At 59.2% G+C, this 19690-nt stretch carries 21 protein-coding genes and 2 pseudogenes; 11 read left to right on the top strand and 12 right to left on the bottom strand.

The features are described 5' to 3' along the window. From C7I85_RS25280 to C7I85_RS25295, 4 genes and pseudogenes are all read right to left on the bottom strand, one after another. A pseudogene (locus tag C7I85_RS25280) lies at nucleotides 1–235 on the bottom strand (recombinase family protein); the annotation flags it as partial. Nucleotides 236–388: 153 nt separating this feature from the next. Beyond that, a complete protein-coding gene (locus C7I85_RS25285; RefSeq protein ID WP_106726778.1) occupies nucleotides 389–1285 on the bottom strand; it encodes a LysR family transcriptional regulator in 897 nt (298 codons plus the stop codon). 9 nt (nucleotides 1286–1294) lie between these two features. Continuing rightward, complete coding sequence (locus C7I85_RS25290) at nucleotides 1295–2578, bottom strand: NAD(P)/FAD-dependent oxidoreductase (RefSeq protein WP_106726779.1); 1284 nt, start codon at nucleotides 2576–2578, stop codon at nucleotides 1295–1297. 333 nt (nucleotides 2579–2911) lie between these two features. After that, a complete protein-coding gene (locus C7I85_RS25295) occupies nucleotides 2912–3802 on the bottom strand; it encodes a LysR substrate-binding domain-containing protein (protein ID WP_106726780.1) in 891 nt (296 codons plus the stop codon). 86 nt (nucleotides 3803–3888) lie between these two features. On the opposite strand from C7I85_RS25295, the gene C7I85_RS25300 reads away from it, so the two are divergent. The 7 genes from C7I85_RS25300 (at nucleotide 3889) to C7I85_RS25330 (ending at nucleotide 9861) form a co-directional block, all read left to right on the top strand. Continuing rightward, a complete protein-coding gene (locus C7I85_RS25300; RefSeq protein ID WP_245445103.1) occupies nucleotides 3889–4743 on the top strand; it encodes a transporter substrate-binding domain-containing protein in 855 nt (284 codons plus the stop codon). A gap of 133 nt (nucleotides 4744–4876) precedes the next feature. Then, nucleotides 4877–5602, top strand: a complete 726-nt coding sequence (locus C7I85_RS25305) for an amino acid ABC transporter permease (RefSeq protein WP_106726782.1) — start codon at nucleotides 4877–4879, stop codon at nucleotides 5600–5602. Continuing rightward, on the top strand, nucleotides 5599–6399 hold the full coding sequence (locus tag C7I85_RS25310) for an amino acid ABC transporter permease (RefSeq protein ID WP_106726783.1): 801 nt from the start codon (nucleotides 5599–5601) through the stop codon (nucleotides 6397–6399). The genes C7I85_RS25305 and C7I85_RS25310 overlap by 4 nt, the downstream gene beginning before the upstream one ends. A gap of 1 nt (nucleotide 6400) precedes the next feature. Next, the gene (locus C7I85_RS25315; RefSeq protein WP_106726784.1) at nucleotides 6401–7153 is read left to right on the top strand and encodes an amino acid ABC transporter ATP-binding protein; all 753 of its coding nucleotides are present in this window, start codon (nucleotides 6401–6403) and stop codon (nucleotides 7151–7153) included. A gap of 21 nt (nucleotides 7154–7174) precedes the next feature. Beyond that, on the top strand, nucleotides 7175–8197 hold the full coding sequence (locus C7I85_RS25320; protein ID WP_106726785.1) for a C-terminal binding protein: 1023 nt from the start codon (nucleotides 7175–7177) through the stop codon (nucleotides 8195–8197). A gap of 27 nt (nucleotides 8198–8224) precedes the next feature. After that, nucleotides 8225–8881, top strand: a complete 657-nt coding sequence (locus tag C7I85_RS25325; RefSeq protein ID WP_106726786.1) for an RraA family protein — start codon at nucleotides 8225–8227, stop codon at nucleotides 8879–8881. A 29-nt stretch (nucleotides 8882–8910) separates the two neighbouring features. Beyond that, complete coding sequence (locus tag C7I85_RS25330; protein WP_106726787.1) at nucleotides 8911–9861, top strand: ornithine cyclodeaminase family protein; 951 nt, start codon at nucleotides 8911–8913, stop codon at nucleotides 9859–9861. Between the two features lie 122 nt (nucleotides 9862–9983). Here C7I85_RS25330 and C7I85_RS25335 read toward each other — a convergent pair whose 3' ends face one another. Further along, entirely contained in the window at nucleotides 9984–10514 is a 531-nt protein-coding gene (locus tag C7I85_RS25335) for a serine hydrolase (RefSeq protein ID WP_106726788.1), read from the bottom strand. A gap of 398 nt (nucleotides 10515–10912) precedes the next feature. Between C7I85_RS25335 and C7I85_RS25340 the strand changes: the two genes are divergently transcribed. Beyond that, complete coding sequence (locus C7I85_RS25340) at nucleotides 10913–11947, top strand: PAS domain S-box protein (RefSeq protein ID WP_106726789.1); 1035 nt, start codon at nucleotides 10913–10915, stop codon at nucleotides 11945–11947. Between the two features lie 1910 nt (nucleotides 11948–13857). On the opposite strand, the gene C7I85_RS25350 is transcribed toward C7I85_RS25340, so the two are convergent. Further along, nucleotides 13858–14103, bottom strand: a complete 246-nt coding sequence (locus C7I85_RS25350) for a hypothetical protein (RefSeq protein ID WP_106726791.1) — start codon at nucleotides 14101–14103, stop codon at nucleotides 13858–13860. Nucleotides 14104–14457: 354 nt separating this feature from the next. Continuing rightward, nucleotides 14458–14760, bottom strand: coding sequence for a hypothetical protein (locus tag C7I85_RS25355; protein WP_106726792.1), 303 nt, complete (start codon nucleotides 14758–14760; stop codon nucleotides 14458–14460). A 276-nt stretch (nucleotides 14761–15036) separates the two neighbouring features. On the opposite strand from C7I85_RS25355, the pseudogene C7I85_RS25365 reads away from it, so the two are divergent. Beyond that, a pseudogene (locus C7I85_RS25365) lies at nucleotides 15037–15210 on the top strand (PIN domain-containing protein); the annotation flags it as partial. A 103-nt stretch (nucleotides 15211–15313) separates the two neighbouring features. On the opposite strand, the gene C7I85_RS25370 reads toward C7I85_RS25365, so the two are convergent. Genes C7I85_RS25370 through C7I85_RS25380 form a run of 3 tightly spaced genes read right to left on the bottom strand, consistent with a single transcriptional unit; the run spans nucleotide 15314 to nucleotide 17182 of the window. Then, a complete protein-coding gene (locus C7I85_RS25370) occupies nucleotides 15314–15610 on the bottom strand; it encodes a hypothetical protein (protein WP_245445104.1) in 297 nt (98 codons plus the stop codon). After that, entirely contained in the window at nucleotides 15607–16854 is a 1248-nt protein-coding gene (locus tag C7I85_RS25375; RefSeq protein ID WP_106726793.1) for a type II toxin-antitoxin system HipA family toxin, read from the bottom strand. Before C7I85_RS25375 ends, C7I85_RS25370 begins: the two co-directional genes overlap by 4 nt. Then, nucleotides 16847–17182, bottom strand: a complete 336-nt coding sequence (locus C7I85_RS25380) for a helix-turn-helix domain-containing protein (RefSeq protein ID WP_106726794.1) — start codon at nucleotides 17180–17182, stop codon at nucleotides 16847–16849. Before C7I85_RS25380 ends, C7I85_RS25375 begins: the two co-directional genes overlap by 8 nt. A gap of 358 nt (nucleotides 17183–17540) precedes the next feature. On the opposite strand from C7I85_RS25380, the gene C7I85_RS25385 reads away from it, so the two are divergent. Together C7I85_RS25385 and C7I85_RS25390 are read left to right on the top strand one after the other, a co-directional pair. Beyond that, a complete protein-coding gene (locus tag C7I85_RS25385; protein ID WP_245445105.1) occupies nucleotides 17541–18473 on the top strand; it encodes an alpha/beta hydrolase family protein in 933 nt (310 codons plus the stop codon). 10 nt (nucleotides 18474–18483) lie between these two features. Continuing rightward, the gene (locus C7I85_RS25390) at nucleotides 18484–18987 is read left to right on the top strand and encodes a GNAT family N-acetyltransferase (RefSeq protein WP_106726796.1); all 504 of its coding nucleotides are present in this window, start codon (nucleotides 18484–18486) and stop codon (nucleotides 18985–18987) included. Nucleotides 18988–19060: 73 nt separating this feature from the next. Here the strand turns inward: C7I85_RS25390 and C7I85_RS31820 are convergent, their stop codons facing one another. After that, on the bottom strand, nucleotides 19061–19336 hold the full coding sequence (locus tag C7I85_RS31820; RefSeq protein ID WP_181257381.1) for a hypothetical protein: 276 nt from the start codon (nucleotides 19334–19336) through the stop codon (nucleotides 19061–19063). Next, on the bottom strand, nucleotides 19336–19593 hold the full coding sequence (locus tag C7I85_RS31825) for a hypothetical protein (protein WP_181257383.1): 258 nt from the start codon (nucleotides 19591–19593) through the stop codon (nucleotides 19336–19338). Before C7I85_RS31825 ends, C7I85_RS31820 begins: the two co-directional genes overlap by 1 nt. Nucleotides 19594–19690: the final 97 nt, after the last annotated feature.

A 19690-nucleotide genomic window follows, 5' to 3' on the forward strand; every position in this document is an offset into this window, starting at 1 on the left:
TCGCCTCGATGAGGCTGCGGATCTGCTTCTCCACCTGCACCAGGTCCACCGTCCAGGTCGCGGCATTGGCGCGGCGCTCGCGGTTGAGCCGGTTGCTCTCCTCGGCATAGGCGCGCATCGCCGCCGCCGCTGCCTCCGGCGCCTGTTCCAGTTCGCTACGCGCAATCGTACGCCGGTTTGCACAGGCGCCATTGCTAATGTGGCTGGAGCAGGCGAAGCGGTCGACGCTGCGCAAGGAGTAGGGGTCGCCGCAGCAGCCGCAGCCCCGACAACAGCGACTTCGGCCGCCGCGCGCCGGCCAGACGGTTGCGCTTGTGGTGGGCGCGGACCGCCTCGGTCAGCTTGACGTGCTTTAGGTCAGACACTTTTCCCATTGGGAATGAATGGGTCACCGGTCCGCTGCGGTCTGTGCGAGAATCCACTTCTTGAACGCGAGCAGCGGCGGATGGGAGGTACGGTCGGACGGCCAGACCAGATAATACTCCTCGGCACTCTTCATCTGGACGTCGAGCGCGCACACGAGCTTGCCGAGGGCAAGTTCTTCCTCGATCAGGAACTTCGGCAGCAACGCCACGCCGACGCCGGCTATGGCCGCCTGCGCGGCGGTTGCGAACTGGTCGAAGAGCATGCCGTGGACCGCGTCCGGCATGACGCCGTTCGTCACCATCCATCTTTCCCAGGCGTCAGGCCGGCTTGCCAGATGCAACAGCGGCGCCTGGCGCAGGTCCGACGGATCCACGAAATCGAACTGCTTGCGGAGCGCCGGACTGCAGGCCGGCACGACGATTTCGTGGCGAAGCAATGTCAGTTCGCCGCCCGGCCATTCCGGCCGACCGAAGTGGATAGCTGCGTCAACGGGTTCGAGACGGAAATCGAACGCGGTGATCTTCGTGACCAGGTTGACTGTTATGCCTGGGTTCTGGGCAAGGAAATCCGACAGCCGCGGCGCAAGCCAGCGCGTCCCGAAGGTCGGCAGGATCGCAAGGTTCAGCGTTCCTCCAAACGGATTCGCGCGCAGGTTAAGGGACGCGCTGCTGATCTTGCGAAGTGCATCGCGGATCTCGCGGGCGTAACCCTCGCCGCCGACCGTCAGCTTTATCGTCTGTTTCTCCCGGTGGAACAGCTCAACGTCAAGTTGCTCCTCGAGCGCGCGGATCTGACGGCTCACCGCGCTCTGGGTGAGATTGAGCTCCTTGGCCGCGGCCGTGACACTGCCGGTTCGTGCCGCCGACTCAAACGCCGCAAGCAATGGAAGCGAGGGCAAAAAGCGACGCGGTACCTGCAATCAACCCTCCTAAAACCTGGCCCCGGCCATATGCGCAACCTGGGCGCCGACCTCGTAATAGGCCTCTTTCACCGTTCGTAGCGACTGCGCTTTCGCTTCCGTGACGGGGAGTGGTAGGTCTTCCTCGTCGATTTGGCCAGCAACATACGAGGCAAGCAGTTTCCCGAAGGCGGTCCCTGGTGCAATACCCCGACCATTGTAGCCGCTGAAACCCACCACGTGTTCGTCTAATCTGTGGAAGCGCGGCGCAGCATCAGTGGTCATTCCGATCTTTCCATACCACTCGGCCTCGAATTCGACATCACCAAGCTGAGGAAACAGTTGTTTCAGCGATCTCTTTGCCCATGCCCTGTGAACCGAGCGGCCCGTGTTACGGAGGGCACCAACACTCCCGAAAACCAAGCGACCCTGTTGGTCCATCCGGAAGGAGGAAAGAATGTCCTTGGTATCCCAGCAGCCTTCGCGTCCGGGAAGGATCGTCCTCTGTAGATTGTCGGAAAGTGGTGCCGTCGCAAAGTTGAAATATGGGAGATGAACCTGCTCGTCGCGAACGATTTCCCAGGGGCCAACCGAGTACGCGTCTGTTGCCACGACGACCCATTTTGCTGCAACCGATCCCGCACGAGTTCTGACCAGCCAGCCTGCGCCGGACCGCTCTGCTGCAATGACGGGGCTCTGTGTATAGGCCTTGATGCCCTTCTTGATCGCCGCTTTTGCAAGGCCTCGCACATAGGCGAGCGGCTGAATTGTCCCGGCGCGCGGGTCGAACAGAGCCCCACAGTACGCGGAAGACCCGGTCCGACGTTCTGCTTCTCCACCATCAAGCAATTCGACCGATACACCCCGGGCACTCCACTGGGCATACCGATCTTTGAGTTCGGAGAGGCCGTTGCTGTTAGCCGCGAGATGGAGTGTTCCGTTCCTCACAAGCTCACAAGGAATTTCCTCCTCGTCCACAACATCACGAACGAGCTTCGGAGCATCCGACAAGGCCTTCAGGCACCTCTCGCCGTGCTTCTGTCCGAGGATTCCTAACACGTCGTCGGGCATGATCCACAGACCGGCGTTGACAAGACCGACGTTTCGGCCCGAGCCTCCAAAGCCAATCTCAACGGCTTCCAGCACGATCGACGTGACATTCAATTTCGCGAGATGAAGAGCCGTCGAGAAACCCGTAAAGCCGCCGCCGACGATGACGACGTCTGCAGAAACACTTTCGTTCAAAATCGAAGTCAAAGGTGCCTTAGGTGCGGTCTTTTCCCAAAGACCGTGGGATCTAGGGTCGATCTGCATTCGCTCAACTCTGTTTCGGAGATTTAAATACAAAGCAGGATATCGGTTAGCCACAGATTGCATATGAAGACATTTGAAAGAGGTCATTCCGGCACGGAATAGGCCTGTTACCTGATCGAGAGCCGACCCAATTGCATGAGGTCACGCTCCGTACGGAAGCCATCAATTACATGACGATCTTCGCTATCAGTCTGGTCTGATCGTTCAGCGCCGGCGCAGTAATCCAGAGGTTTGGCTGGGAGACAATGAACGCCGCCTTGATGCCTCAACAGGCTGGGCGGCTATGCAGCCGCTGACAATGAGATTGATCGTTGCGTGCCCGAAATCCGCCTCTCAGATTGACGACTTCGATAGTTCATTCTGAAGAAATTCGATGAAATGATCGATAATGCCGGATTTCACTGCCATTCTCGGCCGTATGAGCCAGATATTGAACGTGATTACCGGTTCGAACTGCCGGACAACCAAACTGTCGCCGCCACATCCCGCCGCGCTGATCGGATCCACCACCGAAACACCGGCACCCAGGGATACAAAGGTACAGGCGGTCTCTGACTGTCCGGTTTCGATTTGCATTTTGCGCGGAAGCTGCAGGTCGTCGAATATCTTGTCGATCAGCATGCGTGACTGGTCCTGAGGCCCGAGCGAGATAAAGGGCTCCCCTGCAATATCCCGTGCATTGATGATCTCCTTTTCCGCAAGCGGATGGCCGACGGGCAAGATGCATACAGCTCGCAAATTCTTTAGTGGAATGCTCTCGATCTCATCCCGGTCCCCCGGAATGAAGCTGATGCCGAAATCCAGCTGACGGCTTGCGACGGCGTCGATCAGACTTCTTGAAATCATGCTCTGCAAGTGAAAGACCACATTTGGCCGCTGCTGCGCATAGTCGGCGACGATTTTTGGGAGATCACGGCGCGCGATGGCGGGGAATGCCCCGATCGTCAACGCTCCCCATTTCTGATCTCTGAGGGCCGTAGCGACCCGGGCAACTCGGTTGACGCTGGCAAACATGGCTTCAACCTCGACCAGAAGGGCTTCTGCTTCCCGCGTGTGATGCAATCTCTTGCCCTTGCGCTCAAAAAGCGGAAAGCCGCAATAGAGCTCCAGCTGATTGATCAATTGGCTGACAGCTGGCTGGGAAACGCAGAGCAGCTCGGCAGCGCGACTGACGCTCCCCATCGCCATCACAGCCTTGAAAGCTTCGAGCTGCCTGATGTACACCGCTTCCTCCTTATAAGGCAAACTTATGTTAATCTAAGAAATAAGTATTATGAATTATATTCTGTTTGTCTATAGAGTCCTGTCGAATGAAAAAACGGGGAATTTCAATGATCATGAGTTCACTCATCAAGCTTTCGCTTGCAGCGGCGATTTCGGGAATTGCGGTTGGCGCCACTGCCCGAGCGGATCAGCTCGACGATATCAAGGCACGAGGCAAGCTGATTGTCGGTATCAAGAATGACTACGTGCCCTTTGGCTTTCTAACCAAGGACGACCAACTGAAAGGATTCGAAATCGATCTGGCGAAATTTGTTGCCGGAGCGCTTGTCGGCTCGGAGGGCGATATCGAGTTGGTCCCAGTGGTGGCCTCGAACCGTATCGAGTTATTGAATGCCGGAAGAATCGATTTGATCCTGGCGACGCTTGGCAAGAATGCGGAGCGCGCCAAAGTCCTCGACTTCACTGAAGAATACTACAACATGGCCGGCGTGGTCCTGATGGCGCCGAAAGAGACGACCATTTCCAAGTGGGAAGACGTGCGCGGCCTGAAATTGTGCGGCATGCAGGGCAATCTTTATAATCGCGCACTGACGGGGACCTATGGCGCCCAGACGGTGCTGTTTACCGGAACCGCCGACATGTTCAAAGCTTTCCAGGACGGCCGTTGCGCCGGCTTGGCCTTTGACGGGCCCATATTGCAGCAAAAGCTCTCCGACCCGGAATGGGGCAAGAAGTATAAGATCGCGCTCGATACGTTCAACTACATCCCGATCGCAGGCGGTGTGCGCAAGAATGAGCCGCGCTTTCTGGAGGCTGTGAACAAGGCCATTCTTGCCGCTGAAGCGGCGGGGATTCTGGTCGAGGCCGAAAAGGCTTATAACATGGGCGAAACGGAATATGTCGCCAAGCGCGCTGCGGACGCCAAGGCGGCCGGATATTGATTGACAGATATCGGGGACAAAGTGACCGGTTGTGGTAGGCGGGCAAGAGCGTCCGCCGCCGTCAACCAGCAACCCGGTTGCGATGTGGTCCGACTTGCAGCCGCAGAATCCGAGCAAACACCGGAACTAAATAATGCTATTCAGTCTTGATTTTGAATGGCTGGCAGACCCGCTTTATCAAGACTGGCTGCTGGAAGGGCTTGGCACGACCCTTGCCATAACTGGCGTCGGCACCATCCTGATGCTGATCATCGGTGTTGTTGGCGCGGCAATTATTCATTTCAACATTCCGGTCGCCAAGCCGTTGACGATCATCATGATCGATCTGTTCAGAAATACGCCGCCGCTTGTGCAACTGCTCTTCCTGTATTTCATGCTGTCCGATCTCGGCATGTCTTACACCGATGCCACGACTGGCGAACGGATACCTCTCTTGTCCGGGTTTGCCTGCGTCGTGATATCTCTGGCGCTATATAATGGCTCCATCGCCATCGAAGTTATCCGCTCAGGAATAAATTCGGTACCGCGCCAGACGGTCGAGGGCGGCATAAGCCTCGGCTATAGCCGTGCACAGATTTTCCGCTGGATCGAACTGCCGATTGCTCTGCGGCTGACCATTCCGAATATGACCAGCAATGTCGTCAGCTTAATCAAGACCTCGGCCCAGGCCGCGCTCGTCGCAGTAACCGACGTCATGTTCTACGCAACCCAGATCACGCTGGAGACCTTCCTCAATCTCGAAGTGATGATCGTGCTCTGGCTGATCTATCTCGTCATAACCACACTGGTCGTCCTGCTCGCAAAACAGCTCGCAAAGGCTTTGACTATTCCTGGATTTGGCGCGGGAGCAATGAAATGAGCAAAGAAACCACTTCTGCTACATTCGGCTTCTTTGGTGTTGTCGCCGCCCTGCTGGCCGTCCTCCTCACCCTTTACGGACAGGGAACAGGCGAGGCATTGCGGGTTCTTTTTGACCGCTCTTCTCTCCTCCTCACCGGCAGCTCCAACTTCTCCGGCTTCGGCGGCGGCTTTTCCGCCAATGTGATCATTAGCGTCCTTTCCATGGCGATAGCGCTCGTTTGCGGCTTCTTTCTAGGGGGCGCGATGGTTTCCCCGAATGCGATGGTCAGAAGCGTCGCCGTCGTGTTCATGAATCTGCTGCGCAGTTCTCCATGGCTGGTGGTGCTCTATGCGATGCTCTACCTGCTGCCATTCAATGTGAGCATCTTCGGCCATCACATTTTCGTCTCGCCGTTTCTCAAGGCTGTCATCGGCCTGTCATTCCCTGTGACCGCCTATATCGCGGAAGCCTTTCGCAACGGCATACATGCCGTGCCGGACGGCCAGTGGGAGTCCGCGCGCGCACTCGGTTATCGCCGCGGCCAGATTCTGCGCCTCATCATTCTGCCTCAGGCATTCCCGCTGATGCTCCCGAACCTGATGACCACCTATGCGATGCTCTTCATCGGCACTAGCCTTGTCGTGGTCACCGGGACATCCGATGTGCTTTCGATCGGCAAGACGGTCATTGCCAGCGACGGCGACGACTATGCCGCGGCCGTCTATCTCTACATCCTCCTGCTGTTTTTTCTTTTCGCCTATCCCTTGGCGACCTGGACGCGCGCCCTTGAGCGCAGCCTGAGCAAAGGCAAGTGACATGAATACACCACCTTGCAAGCCCTTCATCGAAGTTGCGAACATCTACAAGAGCTACGGGTCAATCGCCGTGCTCAAGGGAATTTCGATGACCATTCAGGCTGGTGACGTCGCCTGTATTATCGGCCCGTCCGGCTCGGGCAAATCGACACTGTTACGTTGCCTCAACGGTTTGGTATCCGTCGATCGTGGCACGATCCGGGTGGACGATTTCTCCGTTGAGCTCCTGCAATCCGAAAAGGAGCTGGTTCCATTGCGCCACAAAGTGTCGATGGTGTTCCAGCAATACAACCTGTTTCCGCACAAGACGGTCCTGCAGAATATCATGATGGCGCCGATCCAGGTGCTGGGCCACAACAAACAGGACGTGCACGAACGCGCGGTGAAGCTCCTCGCCAAGGTTCAGTTGTCCGGTAAGGAAAACGCCTATCCGGGCGAACTGTCAGGCGGTCAGCAGCAACGGGTTGCTATCGCCCGCGCTCTGGCCATGCAGCCGGAAATCATTCTTTTCGACGAGGTCACTGCCGCGCTCGATCCAGAGATGGTCCAGGAAGTGCTCAACGTTATCCGCGATCTGGCCTCAGAGGGCATGACCTGCGTGCTGGTGACTCATGAAATGCGCTTTGCGCAGCAAGTCGCCGATCAGGTGTTTTTTACCGATGGCGGCGTGATGGTCGAACACGGTGCGCCGGACCGGTTCTTTAACAATCCGTCCGATCCGCGCCTGAAATCATTCTTGGCGAAAGTCTTGTGATCGTCGTTGGAGGAAGACTTAATGCGGACCTACAAAATCCTGGTGCCGGATGCTCATTTACGGGACCTTTCCATCGAAAGCGCGATTTCCGGGGAACATTTTGAGTACCTGATCTATGATGAGACCGATCCGAGGGCGATTCCCGAACAACACTGGCGAGAGTGCGACGGAATTCTTGTCTGGCATCGCATGCGGATTGCACCCGACACGGTCGCTTTGCTCGATAAGTGCAAACTGATCGTCCGGGTCGGCGTCGGCTTCGACAATGTTGATGTCGATGCGTGCCGCAAGGCAGGTATCGCGGTCTCCAATGTGCCGAATTACGGGACCACGGAAGTCGCGGATCATGCCATCGCCATGCTGCTCTATCTGACCCGTGGCCTCGGCACATATGAAAGGCGTCTCAAGGCTGATCTGGTCCGGGGGTTCGTGGCTGAAAATGCGCCGGTCGTGCGGCGCATTCGCGGACTGACATTCGGCGCCATCGGTCTCGGTCGTATCGGTACGTCCATCGCGCGCCGAGCGGCGGCACTGGATATGGACGTTATCTACTACGACCCCTATCTGCCCGAAGGGCACGAACTTGGCTTGGGCATTGCACGCAAGCAATCGCTCGAGGAACTGGTCGCTCAGTCCGACATCGTCAGCCTGCATGTACCGCTGAGCACTGCGACGCGGGCGATGATCAACGACGCATTGCTGGCCCAATTTCGCGACGACAGCATCCTGATCAATATTGCCCGCGGCGGTCTCCTCGATATCGACGCGCTCTACCGGTCGCTGAAGAGCGGCAAGCTCGCCGCAGCGGGGCTGGATGTGCTGCCTGTCGAGCCGCCATCGCCGTCGCCGGCCTTGCTCGAAGCTTGGCGCAATGACGAAGACTGGCTTGCTGGACGGTTGATCGTCTCCCCGCATGCCGCGTTCTATTCCGCCGCCGGCTATGTCGATATGCGCACGTTCTCTGCGGAAATCCTGATGGATTTCCTTCTGTGCAACAAGGTTCGAAACAACGTCAATCCCGGATGGGAAAACCACCGTCACTGAGTTCAGTGCGTCAAGGAGTGTGCCAACATGGCATTTCAAAGAGTAAACGCCCCGTTCAGAAAACTGTCGGACGCTGAACTGGATGCGTGGCGCGCTATTCCTCCGGCGGTCGCTTCCGATTGCCTCAATCGCACCCAGGCGATGAGTGCGGTAATCAAGCCGGTTTCGAGCGGCATCACGCTCTGCGGTCAAGCGCGTACGGTGACGGCCATGGCGGGCGATTGCGGCAGCATTTGCGAACTGATCGGCATTGCTGAACAGGGCGAGGTGATTGTTGTCGACGCCGGCGGCGTGGAGGACACCGCCGTGTGGGGTGGCATCATGACGGCTGAGGCCGCCCACAGGCAACTGGGGGGCGCTGTGGTCTTCGGCGCGATCCGTGATGTTGAAGAGGTGCGTCAGCTCAGTTTCAACATTTTCTGCAAGTCTGTGGTTCCGCGCGGACCGCATCACGGTTTCGGCGGCATTATCGATGCCGCGATCTCGGTGGCCGGCGCGGTGGTGCGCCCGGGCGACATCGTACTCGGCAATGATGATGGCGTGGTGATCGTCCCGCTTGAGCGGGCCGAGGACATACTGGCAGCGGCTGAGGCTCATCTCATTAAGGAAAAGGCGTGGCTGGAAGGCATTCGCAACGGCCGTACCATCCAGCAGATTTTCAACATGCCGACCTCTGCGCAGTAACGGGCATAGAGGCGGTTGGAATCACCCGAATGAAGATAATCGATGCCAGACAGGCCGCGGACGCACTGGCTTATGGGGCGTTGATCGACGAGCTTGCCAAAGGCTTTGCCGTCGGTTGCGAATCCCCGGAGCGACATCACCATACGATCGAAAGTCGGGTCCTACCGGATTCGACTTTGCTGCTGATGCCCGCCTGGGACTACGAACAGATGGATCGCCGCTATCTCGGGATCAAGATCGTCAGCGTGTGCCCCGGCAACAGTTCGCGAAATCTGCCGGGTCTGACGTCGACCTACATTCTGTGCGATGCCGATACCGGCCAACAGCTCGCCTTCATCGATGGCAACACGATTACCGCACGCCGCACGGCTGCCACAGCCGCGCTGGGTGCCCACTATCTGTCACGGGAAGATTCCAGTCGCTTATTGCTGATCGGTTCCGGCAAGGTGGCCAGTCTCGTGCCCGACGCCTTACGGGCAATCCGCCCGATCACGGAAGTTGCCGTGTGGGACATCAATGCAAGCGCAGCCAAAGATCTTGTGCATCGGCTAAACGATGGCGGCTTCAAGGCGCGTCTCGTGGAGGATCTTGAGCGAGAAGTCGGAGCAGCGGACATAGTCAGCGCTGCGACGTTGGCGATCGATCCGATCATCCGCGGCGAGTGGTTGTCGGAAGGCACGCATGTCGACCTGATCGGCAGCTTCACGCCAAACATGCGCGAAGCGGACGATGCAGTCATGCAACGGGCGACGATCTATGTGGATCGCCCCGAGGCGCTCAAGGAAGCCGGCGACCTGATACAACCCCTGCAATGCGGCGCGATCACGGAAGACCAAATTGTCGGCGCGTTGCAGGATCTATGCCGTAATCAATGCGTAGCGCGAACATCGGCCCGGCAGATCACTCTTTTCAAAGCGGTCGGATCGTCGCTCGCAGATCTTGTTGCGGCGCGTATGGTCTATGCCTCGGTTCAGGGTTAGTCGTGAAAGTAGCCTCCGTCGCATGCCACTTCAAGGGCCGAGGCAGAGTATCCCGAAACTACTGAGAACCAGTGCGAACCTAGAGCAACTCAACCGGGGCGATCCCGGCACAGTGCGGGTGTCTACAGACTCGCTGCGATCGCGTTCATCATATCTCGGGCATTGATGCGCAAGACCGGATCGATGGCAACTGGCCAGCTAGAAAGCTTTACGCCCACGAAGTCCCGCTCGTGGTCGATATAAATCAACTGGCCGAAGACACCGCGTGCCATGATGACAGAGCCTTCGACATCATCGATCCAGAACTGGTTGCGATAGGCTCCCCGCGCCCAATCGGTCTTGTAAACTTCGGCAAAGCGTGTCGTATCGCCAATGCGTGTTTGACGAACCCATTCCTCCGGGACGATTTGTCTGCCGTTGAGGTAGCCATTCCTGGCGTAGATCATGCCGAAACGGCCAAGGTCGCGCAGCGAAGCCGACAGGCCTCCTTCGGCGATTGCATAACTTCCGCCTCTTTCACGTTCCTGACGTTCATATCCCACACGGCACTCATCGTTCTGGGCCTTGAGCAGCAGCTGCCACTTTCCAGTTTCCCCGGTATAGGAGAAAGAGAACAGGAAAGAGCAGGAGGGGAGCCATAGCTCCCTTCCCAAGTGTTGCCCCGCGTCAGTAGTCGGGGTCTTCGTCCTCCTCTTCGGGATCGAAGCTGGCTTCCTCGGTGATCCGTCCGGTGGCGATGATGCGATGGATGCGCTTGGACATGGCCGCCTCGGTGATGCCCAAGACCGCCGCAAGCTCTTCTGCGTCGTGTAGCGCAAACTCTGGATGGCGTTGAGCGTGGCGGTCAGTTCATCTTAGGGGTCCTTTTCGACGGTCCATCCGGTTTCGGTACACATGACTCGGCGATGAACCACAATTCACCCTGCTGAAAGTAGCTTCAGCATAAGGTCAGATTATTACGACAGTAAAATTGATGATTTGAGGAAGTCGTATTCTTAGAATATACCTTAATTTTTAACGTGCTTACTTTTACGTGGCAGGGGCTTGTGTAATGATCAAGGGTGTCAAGCGGCTCGCGACAGACGAAGAGAAATCCCGATTGGACCGCGACACGCAACTCCTCGCCGCCATCGTCGAAAGTTCTCACGACTCCATAGTGACCCAGAATCTCGACGGGACCATCACAAGCTGGAACACCGGCGCTGAGCTACTCTTTGGTTATCGCGCCGATGAAGCCATCGGCAAGTCAGTGACGATGTTTATTCCCGCGGCGCTGCGTGACAAGGAGTCCTGCATCCAGGCGCGTATCCGAAACGGAGAGCGCGTCGACCATTATGAAACCGTGCGCCTGCGCAAGGACGGCACCGCAATCCATGTGTCCCTGACGGTCTCGCCATTGAAAGACGGCAACGGCGAGATAGTGGGCGCCTCACGGATCGGCAGGGACATCACGGAGCGGAAACAGGCCGAGGATCAACGGCGGCTCCTCCTTAAAGAAATGGAACACCGCATCAAGAATGTCTTTTCACTTGCGAGCAGCTTGATCACCTTGTCCGCTAACCGCGCTAGAACCCCGGCCCAACTGGCCGAGATGGCCAGCGGGCGCCTAGAGGCTCTCGCCCGAGCTCATGCACTCACGGTTCCGAGCGCAGATGGAGCCGACAGCACCGCCCAGACGACACTGCATGAGCTGATCCGTACCATCCTGTCGCCGTGTCTGGATGCTGCCGACGATGAAAGACTTCGAGTGACCGGCAGAGATTTCACCCTTTCCTCGCAGGCAGTGACGCCTCTCGCGCTAGTCCTGAACGAACTGATGACAAACGCCGCCAAACACGGAGCCCTTCGGGAGCCGTCGGGCAGCATATCCTTTGACTGCGCCGAACAGCACGGGCACATCGTCCTGGTCTGGACCGAGCGCGGAGCCAGCACACTTGAAGGGGCTCCCGATCATGAAGGCTTCGGAACTCGGCTCAGTCAGATCACCGTCGAAAAGCAACTTGGCGGAAGCATAAAGCGCGAATGGACAGCGCAGGGGTTGAGAGTCACGATGACGATTGATCCAGCCTATCTGACGCCCAGGTGACGCTTGAGCCGAGGGGGCTTCTCTGCGATGGCCCTCTGGGGCGCCAGCGTCGCCGAGGGTCTGCTCGTCGGACTACCGCCTTCCTTACCGAGCGTCTCCTGACCGGCGATGCAACCGCCGTTCTTACGGATGGACGGGAGGCGTCGGTCACCCACTGGGGGAACTCCTAGACCTGAGGCTTCCGCGACCGCAGAACGAGAGCGAAGACGCCGCCGCTGTCGCGCATCCGGCAGAATCTTTCTCCGCGCCAGCGGCCTCCTCTATGGCGCTGGATGTTCCATTGAATTCGGTTCTTACATTCGATGATACGGGTCGCGGGACCGTCGCCGTCATCCCAACTCAGGCTAACGTGCCGGTATAGGTCGCTGTGTTCTTGGTGCGCCGCTGCCGGTTTGTGGTCGGCAAGGCTGGTGGGGGCTTGGTTCATGAGTTTGGCTTGGGTGATGTGCTGGGTCCATGGCGGTCCATCGAAATGATGAACCGGCCACGTGACTTGAGAGATTGAAGGGGGAGCTGCGGCGAGCGAGCAGTAACGCGCTTGCGGGTCGGGGCCAAAACCTGGGCGGCCTCTAAACAAGGAGAGAAGCTCACCCCAATTGCCGAGGCCTCAAGGAGCCAGCGAGGACGGGCTTCGTTCTCTGTATGGGCAGCTAATTTGGCAGGTCGCTGGGTGCTCTCAGGATGGCAACCAAAACGAGACCGGTGCATCGGGCCCGCCTCCTGCTTACGAGAAGGAACCGTTGAGATTCTATGTGCGATATGAAGCTATTACGCCAAGCCATTGAAATTTCTTGAACATCATTCATAGGGCATGATCGCAAAAAAGGACCCGCCGGAGCAGGGCCAAAAGACGGACCGGCCCAAAGAGCCACCGCCCGTCTTGCTCCCATGGGGCCTTAGTAGCGCACACACTTTGGCAGAATGCCTTCGGAAGGCAAGGTCTAGATGCTCAGCCAGAGCGGAAGGCGGAAGTCGGCGACCAGAGGAGCGAGCCCATAAGCTGCGGTATCGTCTTCGCTCGCTCGGATTGTCTTGACATCTAAATTTCAATTACCAGTCGCTTAACTGATTCGGAACAAGGTAGTACTTTTATCTTGTTAGCGGCTCAATCACAAAAACACATGCAGTTGTTGACTGCAGTGATGGGAGTGCTGTCGCGGGTAGTTCAGCACTGGTTTCGGGGAGGTCGCATGTCTTCCGACGGTCACCACGAGTATTTCGCCCCTAGCGACATGGCGATGATTGAGCGTGTTCTCGCCCGATTCGATCTCCGAGAGCCGTTGTGTAGTCCCGCAATGCAGCGTGGTGCGGCCAAGTTCCTGATCCGCAAGTTTCAGGAGGGAATGACCGAAGAAGTCGATATGGCTATAGCACTCGTTCGCTATCTGGGGTTATGGCGAGTTTGGTGGTCAAGGCCCCAGCCCAGCGCCGAACCTCTGCCCAATGGTGTTAGACGGGCTTAGCCTGCTGAACGCCACCAATCGGGATGAGCACGGGCGGGTGCTGTATCTGGCGAGGACCGCGATCGTCTGGTGGCACCTTGCGCTCTTCAGCCTTGTTTGTGGGTGGCTTCACCGCCGTCGGCTTCCCATGGATCACCAGCGGCAGGATCGCTTTCCAGGCACGCGACACAGACATAGACAAGCGGCCCCACCAGAACCTTCACCGTCGCTGGCTTCCGGCAACGGGCGCAGCAATTCGGACCCAAAATGACAGGAGGCTGACTAAGTGGCGGTCGGTAGCGCGGTCCTTCCACTTTCATCTGCATCTCCCCAACAAGAGCATAGCGAGCGTAACCCTGATTTAGGTGATGGGCTTTCTGAATCGCGTCAATCCTATAGCCAATATTGCCGATTTGTTGACTGGTTCAAGGCCGCTCTACACTGAATATCCCAAGTTCACACAGAGATTTATATTTCGTCCAGCGTAATCCGCAGTGCCCTGATAACCACGACGGCCTTGAGCATTGCCTCGGACACCGCAGCGGGACCGAACAACTCGATGTTGTAGGCCATCCGGTATAGGGCAAAGACGACATCACCCGATCCCAGATTATTCGTCGGCGTGAAGTTGAGCACTTGGCGGTATTCGGCAATGGTTTCGGCGGCGTGGGTCAGCACCTCCCGCCGTTCGAAGCAGGTCAGGTCATCGACCAATGTTCGCGGCGCGGATAAGATCGGAGACGATGTCGGTGGTTGCCATGACCGTTCTCCATCCGACAAAGTTGTTTCATGGGTAGCGGTCAACGCGGAATCTATGCCGGGGCGAGCGGGGGGCAATCGCATGCGCGTCCGAGCCGCACAGCAGGGCGATATGCAGCGATAGGATTGTGATCGTGATGCCAGTGCGCCAAAAAAATACCCGCCGAAGCGGGTAAAAAGTTTCGGGTTTTGCTGTGAAGCAGCGAGGTAACGCTCCCATGAGGGGTTGGCCGCGTCAAGCTTCAGGCGGTTGAGTGTCGAGGCTAGCACAGTGACATCGGCGGTCGAGCGCTGCTTTGGGCCAGTCGGTTAAGGCAAACGGTGCGCCCGTCTCATCTGAATGCGCAGTGTTCTGATGTCCGTAACAGCCCTGAGCATGACCTCCGATGCCGCTTGATGGCTTGGCGGATTGCCAGCATAGGCCATGGAGTAAAGGTCGAAGACGATGTCACCGGAGCCGAGATTATTCGTCGGCACGGAATTGAGCGCCTCACGGTAATCGCTGATGGTTTCCGCCGCCCGTTCCAGGAGTTTGTCGCGTTCGAAGTTGCACAGATCGTCAGGTCTGTTGGCTGCGCGGATCAGATCCGAGAGAACATCTACGCCTGACATTGCCGGTCTCTCCGACTGCCAGCAGTGAGCTTTGAGTTCCATGAGGATGTAAGCCGAGACAAATGCTCGTCAATGCCCGGGAACCGCGCATTTTGATGCCTCGCTGTTCAACACCAGACCTTCTCAAAGCCTCGCGTGTGTGCTGCCGAGAGAGCTGCACAGGCCGCCATTCCGGGCATCACCTCACGGACGGATAGCACGCTCTCGATGCCTTCGCCCGCCGCCAGCACCTCACCGGATGATCCGAAGCGGACTGCGAGCCCAAGAAGGTCGCCATATGCCGGCATCCGCGCCGAGCTGGACGCCACGGGCAAGCCCATCGGCCCCAACGACCTATTCATCGCCGCGCACGCCTACGCGCTGGGCACGACGCTGGTCACCGCCAACGTGAGCGAGTTCGCCCGGATCAGGGGCCTGAAGGTCGAAAGCTGGCTGGAGGAGAGCGCATGACAAGGACGGTTTCGATTACCGAGGTCCGCGAAGACGCGGAGGGAGTCATCGGGCGTGCGGCAGGCGAGGCTGTCGCGGTGACGAGAGGCGACAAGGTCGAGTTCTACTCGGTGCCGGCGGCCACTTTCGAGGCGATGGTCGACGGCGTCCGCGCCGCGTCGCCTGGTCGAGCAGGCCGCCCGGATTGAGGCGCAAGTCGAGCACGCATGAACGGCGTTCCCACGCCGGTCGGTGCCAGCAATGCGTCGAGGATCGACCACGCACCATAGGCCGCGCCGGGCGTCTGCAGCACTTCTCGAATGCTGGCATCCTCGATGTCTGAGACTTCCAGATCGACGGTGGCGCCGGTGATGGGACTCGCGGCCGCTGGCTCAAAGCTGTGAAGGGATGTTCTCGTCATAGCGCCAGCGCTCGCTTGAGGTCGTCGTGCTCGAAGGCGCTGGCCATGCGATTAATCTCAGTCGAGCGGGCGCTGACTGCCCTGGCGGTATTGCGCCAAGTCGCGGTCACGGTCGCGACTTCTTTGATAATCGCGCGCGCTTGCGGCAGCGTGAGCGCGAAGAACTCAGACGCGGCCTCCAGTAGATCGAGCGAGCAGGTGCCCTCGTCGAGATTGATGTTCGTCGTCAGTACCCGTGCCTTGAGATCGGTTGGAACGGGATTGAGGTCGTATGCCGGTGAGAGAGACCAACCGGCCTTTCCCAGCCACAGGAAACCGTGGTTACGGAGGTGGTCGTCGACATTGGAGATCAGCACGTTGAAGACGACACGCCGATAGAGGGCATGGGCGTCCGTCTTCCCCTGGGCGCCGTGTTGAGCAAGGGCATCGACGATCTCCGGATAGCTGCCGCGCTCCCCGTCCTTGGCGCCCATCATCGCCATCGCCGACAGGAATGGGATGCGGATTGCACCGTCGCGGTCGAAGCGTCGTGACAGCATGACCGCTTTGCCAGCGACGTCGATCAGCTCGTGTTGAGGAGTGGCAATACCTGCCTTGCCGGCCAGCCGCAGGGCGATCTCTTCCCACGTCTCCATGCTGTAGTCGTCGGTCTCCTTCGGGAATTTGGCAATGGAGAGGCAACCACGTTGGTCGATGACCGACGCCTTTGGACGCGCGCCGCCGAGGGAGGAGCCGGGGGCAAAGATGAGTTGGAGGTCCTCATCCGTTTCCTCGTCCCGGAGAATCCGTTCGGTGATTTGGAGCAACCGGCTAAGCTCAATCAGAGCAGGAACGCCAGCACGGATCGGTGCCTGGAAAACCTCGTTCCCAACCCAGCGGAAGCGGAGTGCGCCCAGCCTTGTCTCGTCGGCGACGCCGAGCAGGTAGTCGCTTTCCACAAGGGTGCGAACGGCACGGCCTTCGCGATCGGCGAGGCGACGCTCGGCGCGCTGCATGAGGCGGCGTCCCCAGGTATCTGGCGCCGAGTCGCCGATGGAGCCGAACGTCGCCAGTCCGGCAGGAGGAGCGAATGCGCCACGCGTCAGTGCAAGTGCGGGCTCCAGCGAGAAGCGGTCCGGGTCCTCAAACCATGCACCGTCGTACTCGAAGAGGACGGTCTCCACGCCTCGGACGCGATTGCTCCTCGCCAGTCCGATCGGGCGCGTGCGACCGTCCAGATCTATATGCACCTCAAAGTCAGCCATCACGGGACGATCCGGTCGGCCGCTTGAGATGGACGTGCTTGGGCAGATTGGCGCTGGCGAGCGCCTGGCCGATGCTGTCTTTGCTGATGTCGGCGACCTGGCTTAGGCCGTCGAGCAGGCCGAGCGCCTGCAGGACGCCGGCATAGATGCCGATGCTGACGTTGGTGTCCCCGGCTTCGACCCTCTGCAACGTTGACCGGGACGTGAAGGCGCGCTCTGCTACGACCGCCATCGGCAGCCGTCGACGTCGACGGGCATCATGGATATCCGCCCCAAGCTTGCGCAGCGCGCGCCGCACCGCAGCGGGAGGGTTGTGTGGAGTAGGCATTTCGACACCTTCGCACTACAAATTGCACGAATATGTAGCACGAAGATTACAGTTTCTCTAGCCCTCCTAGTCACAAGAGGCATGCGCCCTCTTCTATGTGGGTGCTGTCGACCAAGACGCTAAATGAAGTCCAGCGAATAACGGGCAATTGCCGCCTTCGCGACCCGCTCCCTCCATGTGCTGAGAGCATGGCAAGCCTCGGAACGGGGTGCAACACCGCGGCTTGACGACCTACGTGCTCAGAGGCAGTGGGCACATCTTGCGCTACTTGCGCTCCCCGACAAGTCGTTTAGGAAGGTTTCGCGCCTATCTCTTGGTTTTCGGGCTGCAATGGCCTTGCCGATTCGCTGAGACAGGAATGACCCGTAATCTTCGATATCTTTGTTCCATAGCACTCGCTGGCCTTGCCTGGGGCACTCCCGCCTTGGCCGAACCGCAATCGCACGCAACGCCGCGCGCCGATGGCAGCGCTATTCACTGGACACTTGATCGACCGGAGGGGAAAGGGGAAACCGCGCTTGTGGTGATCGCGCAGGGGTCTGGTTGTGCGCCGGCCATGGCGAGCCTCAGCATGCAGGCGGCGCGCGCAGCCTTTGCAGACCTCGCAGCACTGACGGTGGAGAAGTACGGCGTCGATCCGAAAGACAGTCCGGCAAACGATCATCTCGATTGCTCGCAGACCTTTCGCGAGCATCACACGGTGTCCCAGCGCATCGCGGACTATCGCCAGATTGTCGAGAGCCTGCGCGGCGCGGCATGGTGGGACGGCAGGATGGTCCTGTTCGGAGGATCTGAAGGTGGCATGACCATGGCCGCACTGGCCGCCGATGTCAGGGCGGACCTCAGCATTCTGATTTCCACCGGCGGTGGCGTGACCTTCGGTGAGGAGGTTCGCCAATCGATCCCCGAGGACGGGCGGCTGACAGCCGATGCGGCGTTCGCGAAGGCCCGGCAGAATCCGGACAGCGCGGAATTGTGGGCCGGGCATAGCCTGAAATACTGGGCGGATGGGATCGACCGCCGTCCCGTTGATGATATGCTGCGCGCCGACACCGAATTCCTGCTGATACAGGGGGCAAGAGATGCCGCCACCTCGGTCAATACGGCCCGCATGGTCAGCGATCTTTTCGCCAAGGACGGGCGCTGCAACCTGACCTATTGGGAGTTTCCGGCCTTCGATCACGGCATGGTCGACGCTACGGGAAAATCGCATATGGCCGACGTGCTGTCGCAGGCCGCCCTGTGGCTGAAAGCCCGCATGGACATGCCGGTGACATGCCCGGCGAAGTAGTGGAGGCCTGATGGGCCCGGGCATCTCTCTGCGTTCAGCCGAAGCCTGCGACCTCGACAGGCTGGGCGCGCTCAAGCTGGAATCCTCGCTGGCATGGGGAGATCATGCCGAGGCGCTGAAGGCGCTGCCGGAAGCGCGCATCGTGCAGCCAGGGCATCTGCCCTTCATCACGCTTGCTGAGCAGGCCGGGGAGATCGCCGGCTTCGTAACTGTCATTGCCGATGGGGCGGAGGGCAGGGCCGTTCTCGAAGACCTGTTCGTCGCGCCGGCCGCATGGCGCAAGGGCATCGGCGCGCAATTGCTGACCGAGGCCGAGCGGCGCGCACGGGCCTGGGGGGCGACGCATCTCTGGCTTGTCGCAAATGAACGGGCGCAGCCATTCTACGAAGCGCATGGCTTTCGCTTTGTCGAAAGAGTGGAAACCGAACTCGGCAGTGCCGCCGTGCTGCAAAAGCCATTATCGCCGCTCCCCGGTGGCAGGCTGGACATCGTGATCGACAACGACGGCTGCTAAACGCGCGATCATAGGTGCCGGCGTTCCAGCAGGAATGGTGTATCGCCGCTGCCCGTTCGGGGCCTCTTCCGGGTTAACTCGGCAGGTCGCCGTCGATACCGCGCACGAACCAGTTCATGGCGTGGATGTCCTCGTCGGCCAGCGCCTTCCCGGTCGCCACCCCTTCCTGGCCGTTGCGCTTGATGATCGGCCCGGCGAAGGGATGCAGGTCGCCCGAGATGATGCTCTTGTGTATCGCTTCGGCGTCATTCACGACATCGGCCGATATGACCGGGTTGTAGGGCGCTATCTCCACCAGCGCCTCGGCCATGACGCCCCAGCTCGAGGCGCTCTGCCAGCGCCCTTCCATCAGCTCGCGGACGCGGCGGATCTAGTTGGCCCCCCCAGTTGTCGACGATGGCACAGGTGCTTGGTTGGCGCGAATGTCGACATGTCGGAATATTGGCCGAAGCAGTAGACGCCACGTTCCTCGGCAACCTGGCATGGTGCGGTGCTGTTGGTGTGCTGGAGGATGACGTCGGCGCCGTTGTCGACCAGCACGCGTTCCGCGTCGGGCCCGTCCGGCACGTTCTCGATGAAGCTGGTCTCAATGCCGTCCGACCTCATGGCGGTAGGACCATCCGAAGTCGCCGACTGGGCTCGAATAGACGAAGCCGACCTTCAGGGGGCTGTGCGCCAATCGAATAGCGCGAGCCGGAAGCAA

Source organism: Pseudaminobacter soli (ex Li et al. 2025) (assembly GCF_003012705.1).
Classification (GTDB): domain Bacteria; phylum Pseudomonadota; class Alphaproteobacteria; order Rhizobiales; family Rhizobiaceae; genus Pseudaminobacter; species Pseudaminobacter soli.

Bases quoted from the DNA above. Each gene is read 5' to 3' on its own strand.
- C7I85_RS25305 (WP_106726782.1), top strand. From the start codon at position 4,877: ATGCTATTCAGTCTTGATTTTGAATGGCTGGCAGACCCGCTTTATCAA.
- C7I85_RS25370 (WP_245445104.1), bottom strand. From the start codon at position 15,610: ATGACGAGAACATCCCTTCACAGCTTTGAGCCAGCGGCCGCGAGTCCC.
- C7I85_RS25325 (WP_106726786.1), top strand. From the start codon at position 8,225: ATGGCATTTCAAAGAGTAAACGCCCCGTTCAGAAAACTGTCGGACGCT.
- C7I85_RS25380 (WP_106726794.1), bottom strand. From the start codon at position 17,182: ATGCCTACTCCACACAACCCTCCCGCTGCGGTGCGGCGCGCGCTGCGC.
- C7I85_RS25310 (WP_106726783.1), top strand. From the start codon at position 5,599: ATGAGCAAAGAAACCACTTCTGCTACATTCGGCTTCTTTGGTGTTGTC.
- C7I85_RS25340 (WP_106726789.1), top strand. From the start codon at position 10,913: ATGATCAAGGGTGTCAAGCGGCTCGCGACAGACGAAGAGAAATCCCGA.
- C7I85_RS25385 (WP_245445105.1), top strand. From the start codon at position 17,541: ATGACCCGTAATCTTCGATATCTTTGTTCCATAGCACTCGCTGGCCTT.
- C7I85_RS25375 (WP_106726793.1), bottom strand. From the start codon at position 16,854: ATGGCTGACTTTGAGGTGCATATAGATCTGGACGGTCGCACGCGCCCG.
- C7I85_RS31825 (WP_181257383.1), bottom strand. From the start codon at position 19,593: ATGAGGTCGGACGGCATTGAGACCAGCTTCATCGAGAACGTGCCGGAC.
- C7I85_RS25355 (WP_106726792.1), bottom strand. From the start codon at position 14,760: ATGTCAGGCGTAGATGTTCTCTCGGATCTGATCCGCGCAGCCAACAGA.
- C7I85_RS25300 (WP_245445103.1), top strand. From the start codon at position 3,889: ATGAAAAAACGGGGAATTTCAATGATCATGAGTTCACTCATCAAGCTT.
- C7I85_RS25320 (WP_106726785.1), top strand. From the start codon at position 7,175: ATGCGGACCTACAAAATCCTGGTGCCGGATGCTCATTTACGGGACCTT.
- C7I85_RS31820 (WP_181257381.1), bottom strand. From the start codon at position 19,336: ATGGAAGGGCGCTGGCAGAGCGCCTCGAGCTGGGGCGTCATGGCCGAG.
- C7I85_RS25390 (WP_106726796.1), top strand. From the start codon at position 18,484: ATGGGCCCGGGCATCTCTCTGCGTTCAGCCGAAGCCTGCGACCTCGAC.
- C7I85_RS25290 (WP_106726779.1), bottom strand. From the start codon at position 2,578: ATGCAGATCGACCCTAGATCCCACGGTCTTTGGGAAAAGACCGCACCT.
- C7I85_RS25315 (WP_106726784.1), top strand. From the start codon at position 6,401: ATGAATACACCACCTTGCAAGCCCTTCATCGAAGTTGCGAACATCTAC.
- C7I85_RS25330 (WP_106726787.1), top strand. From the start codon at position 8,911: ATGAAGATAATCGATGCCAGACAGGCCGCGGACGCACTGGCTTATGGG.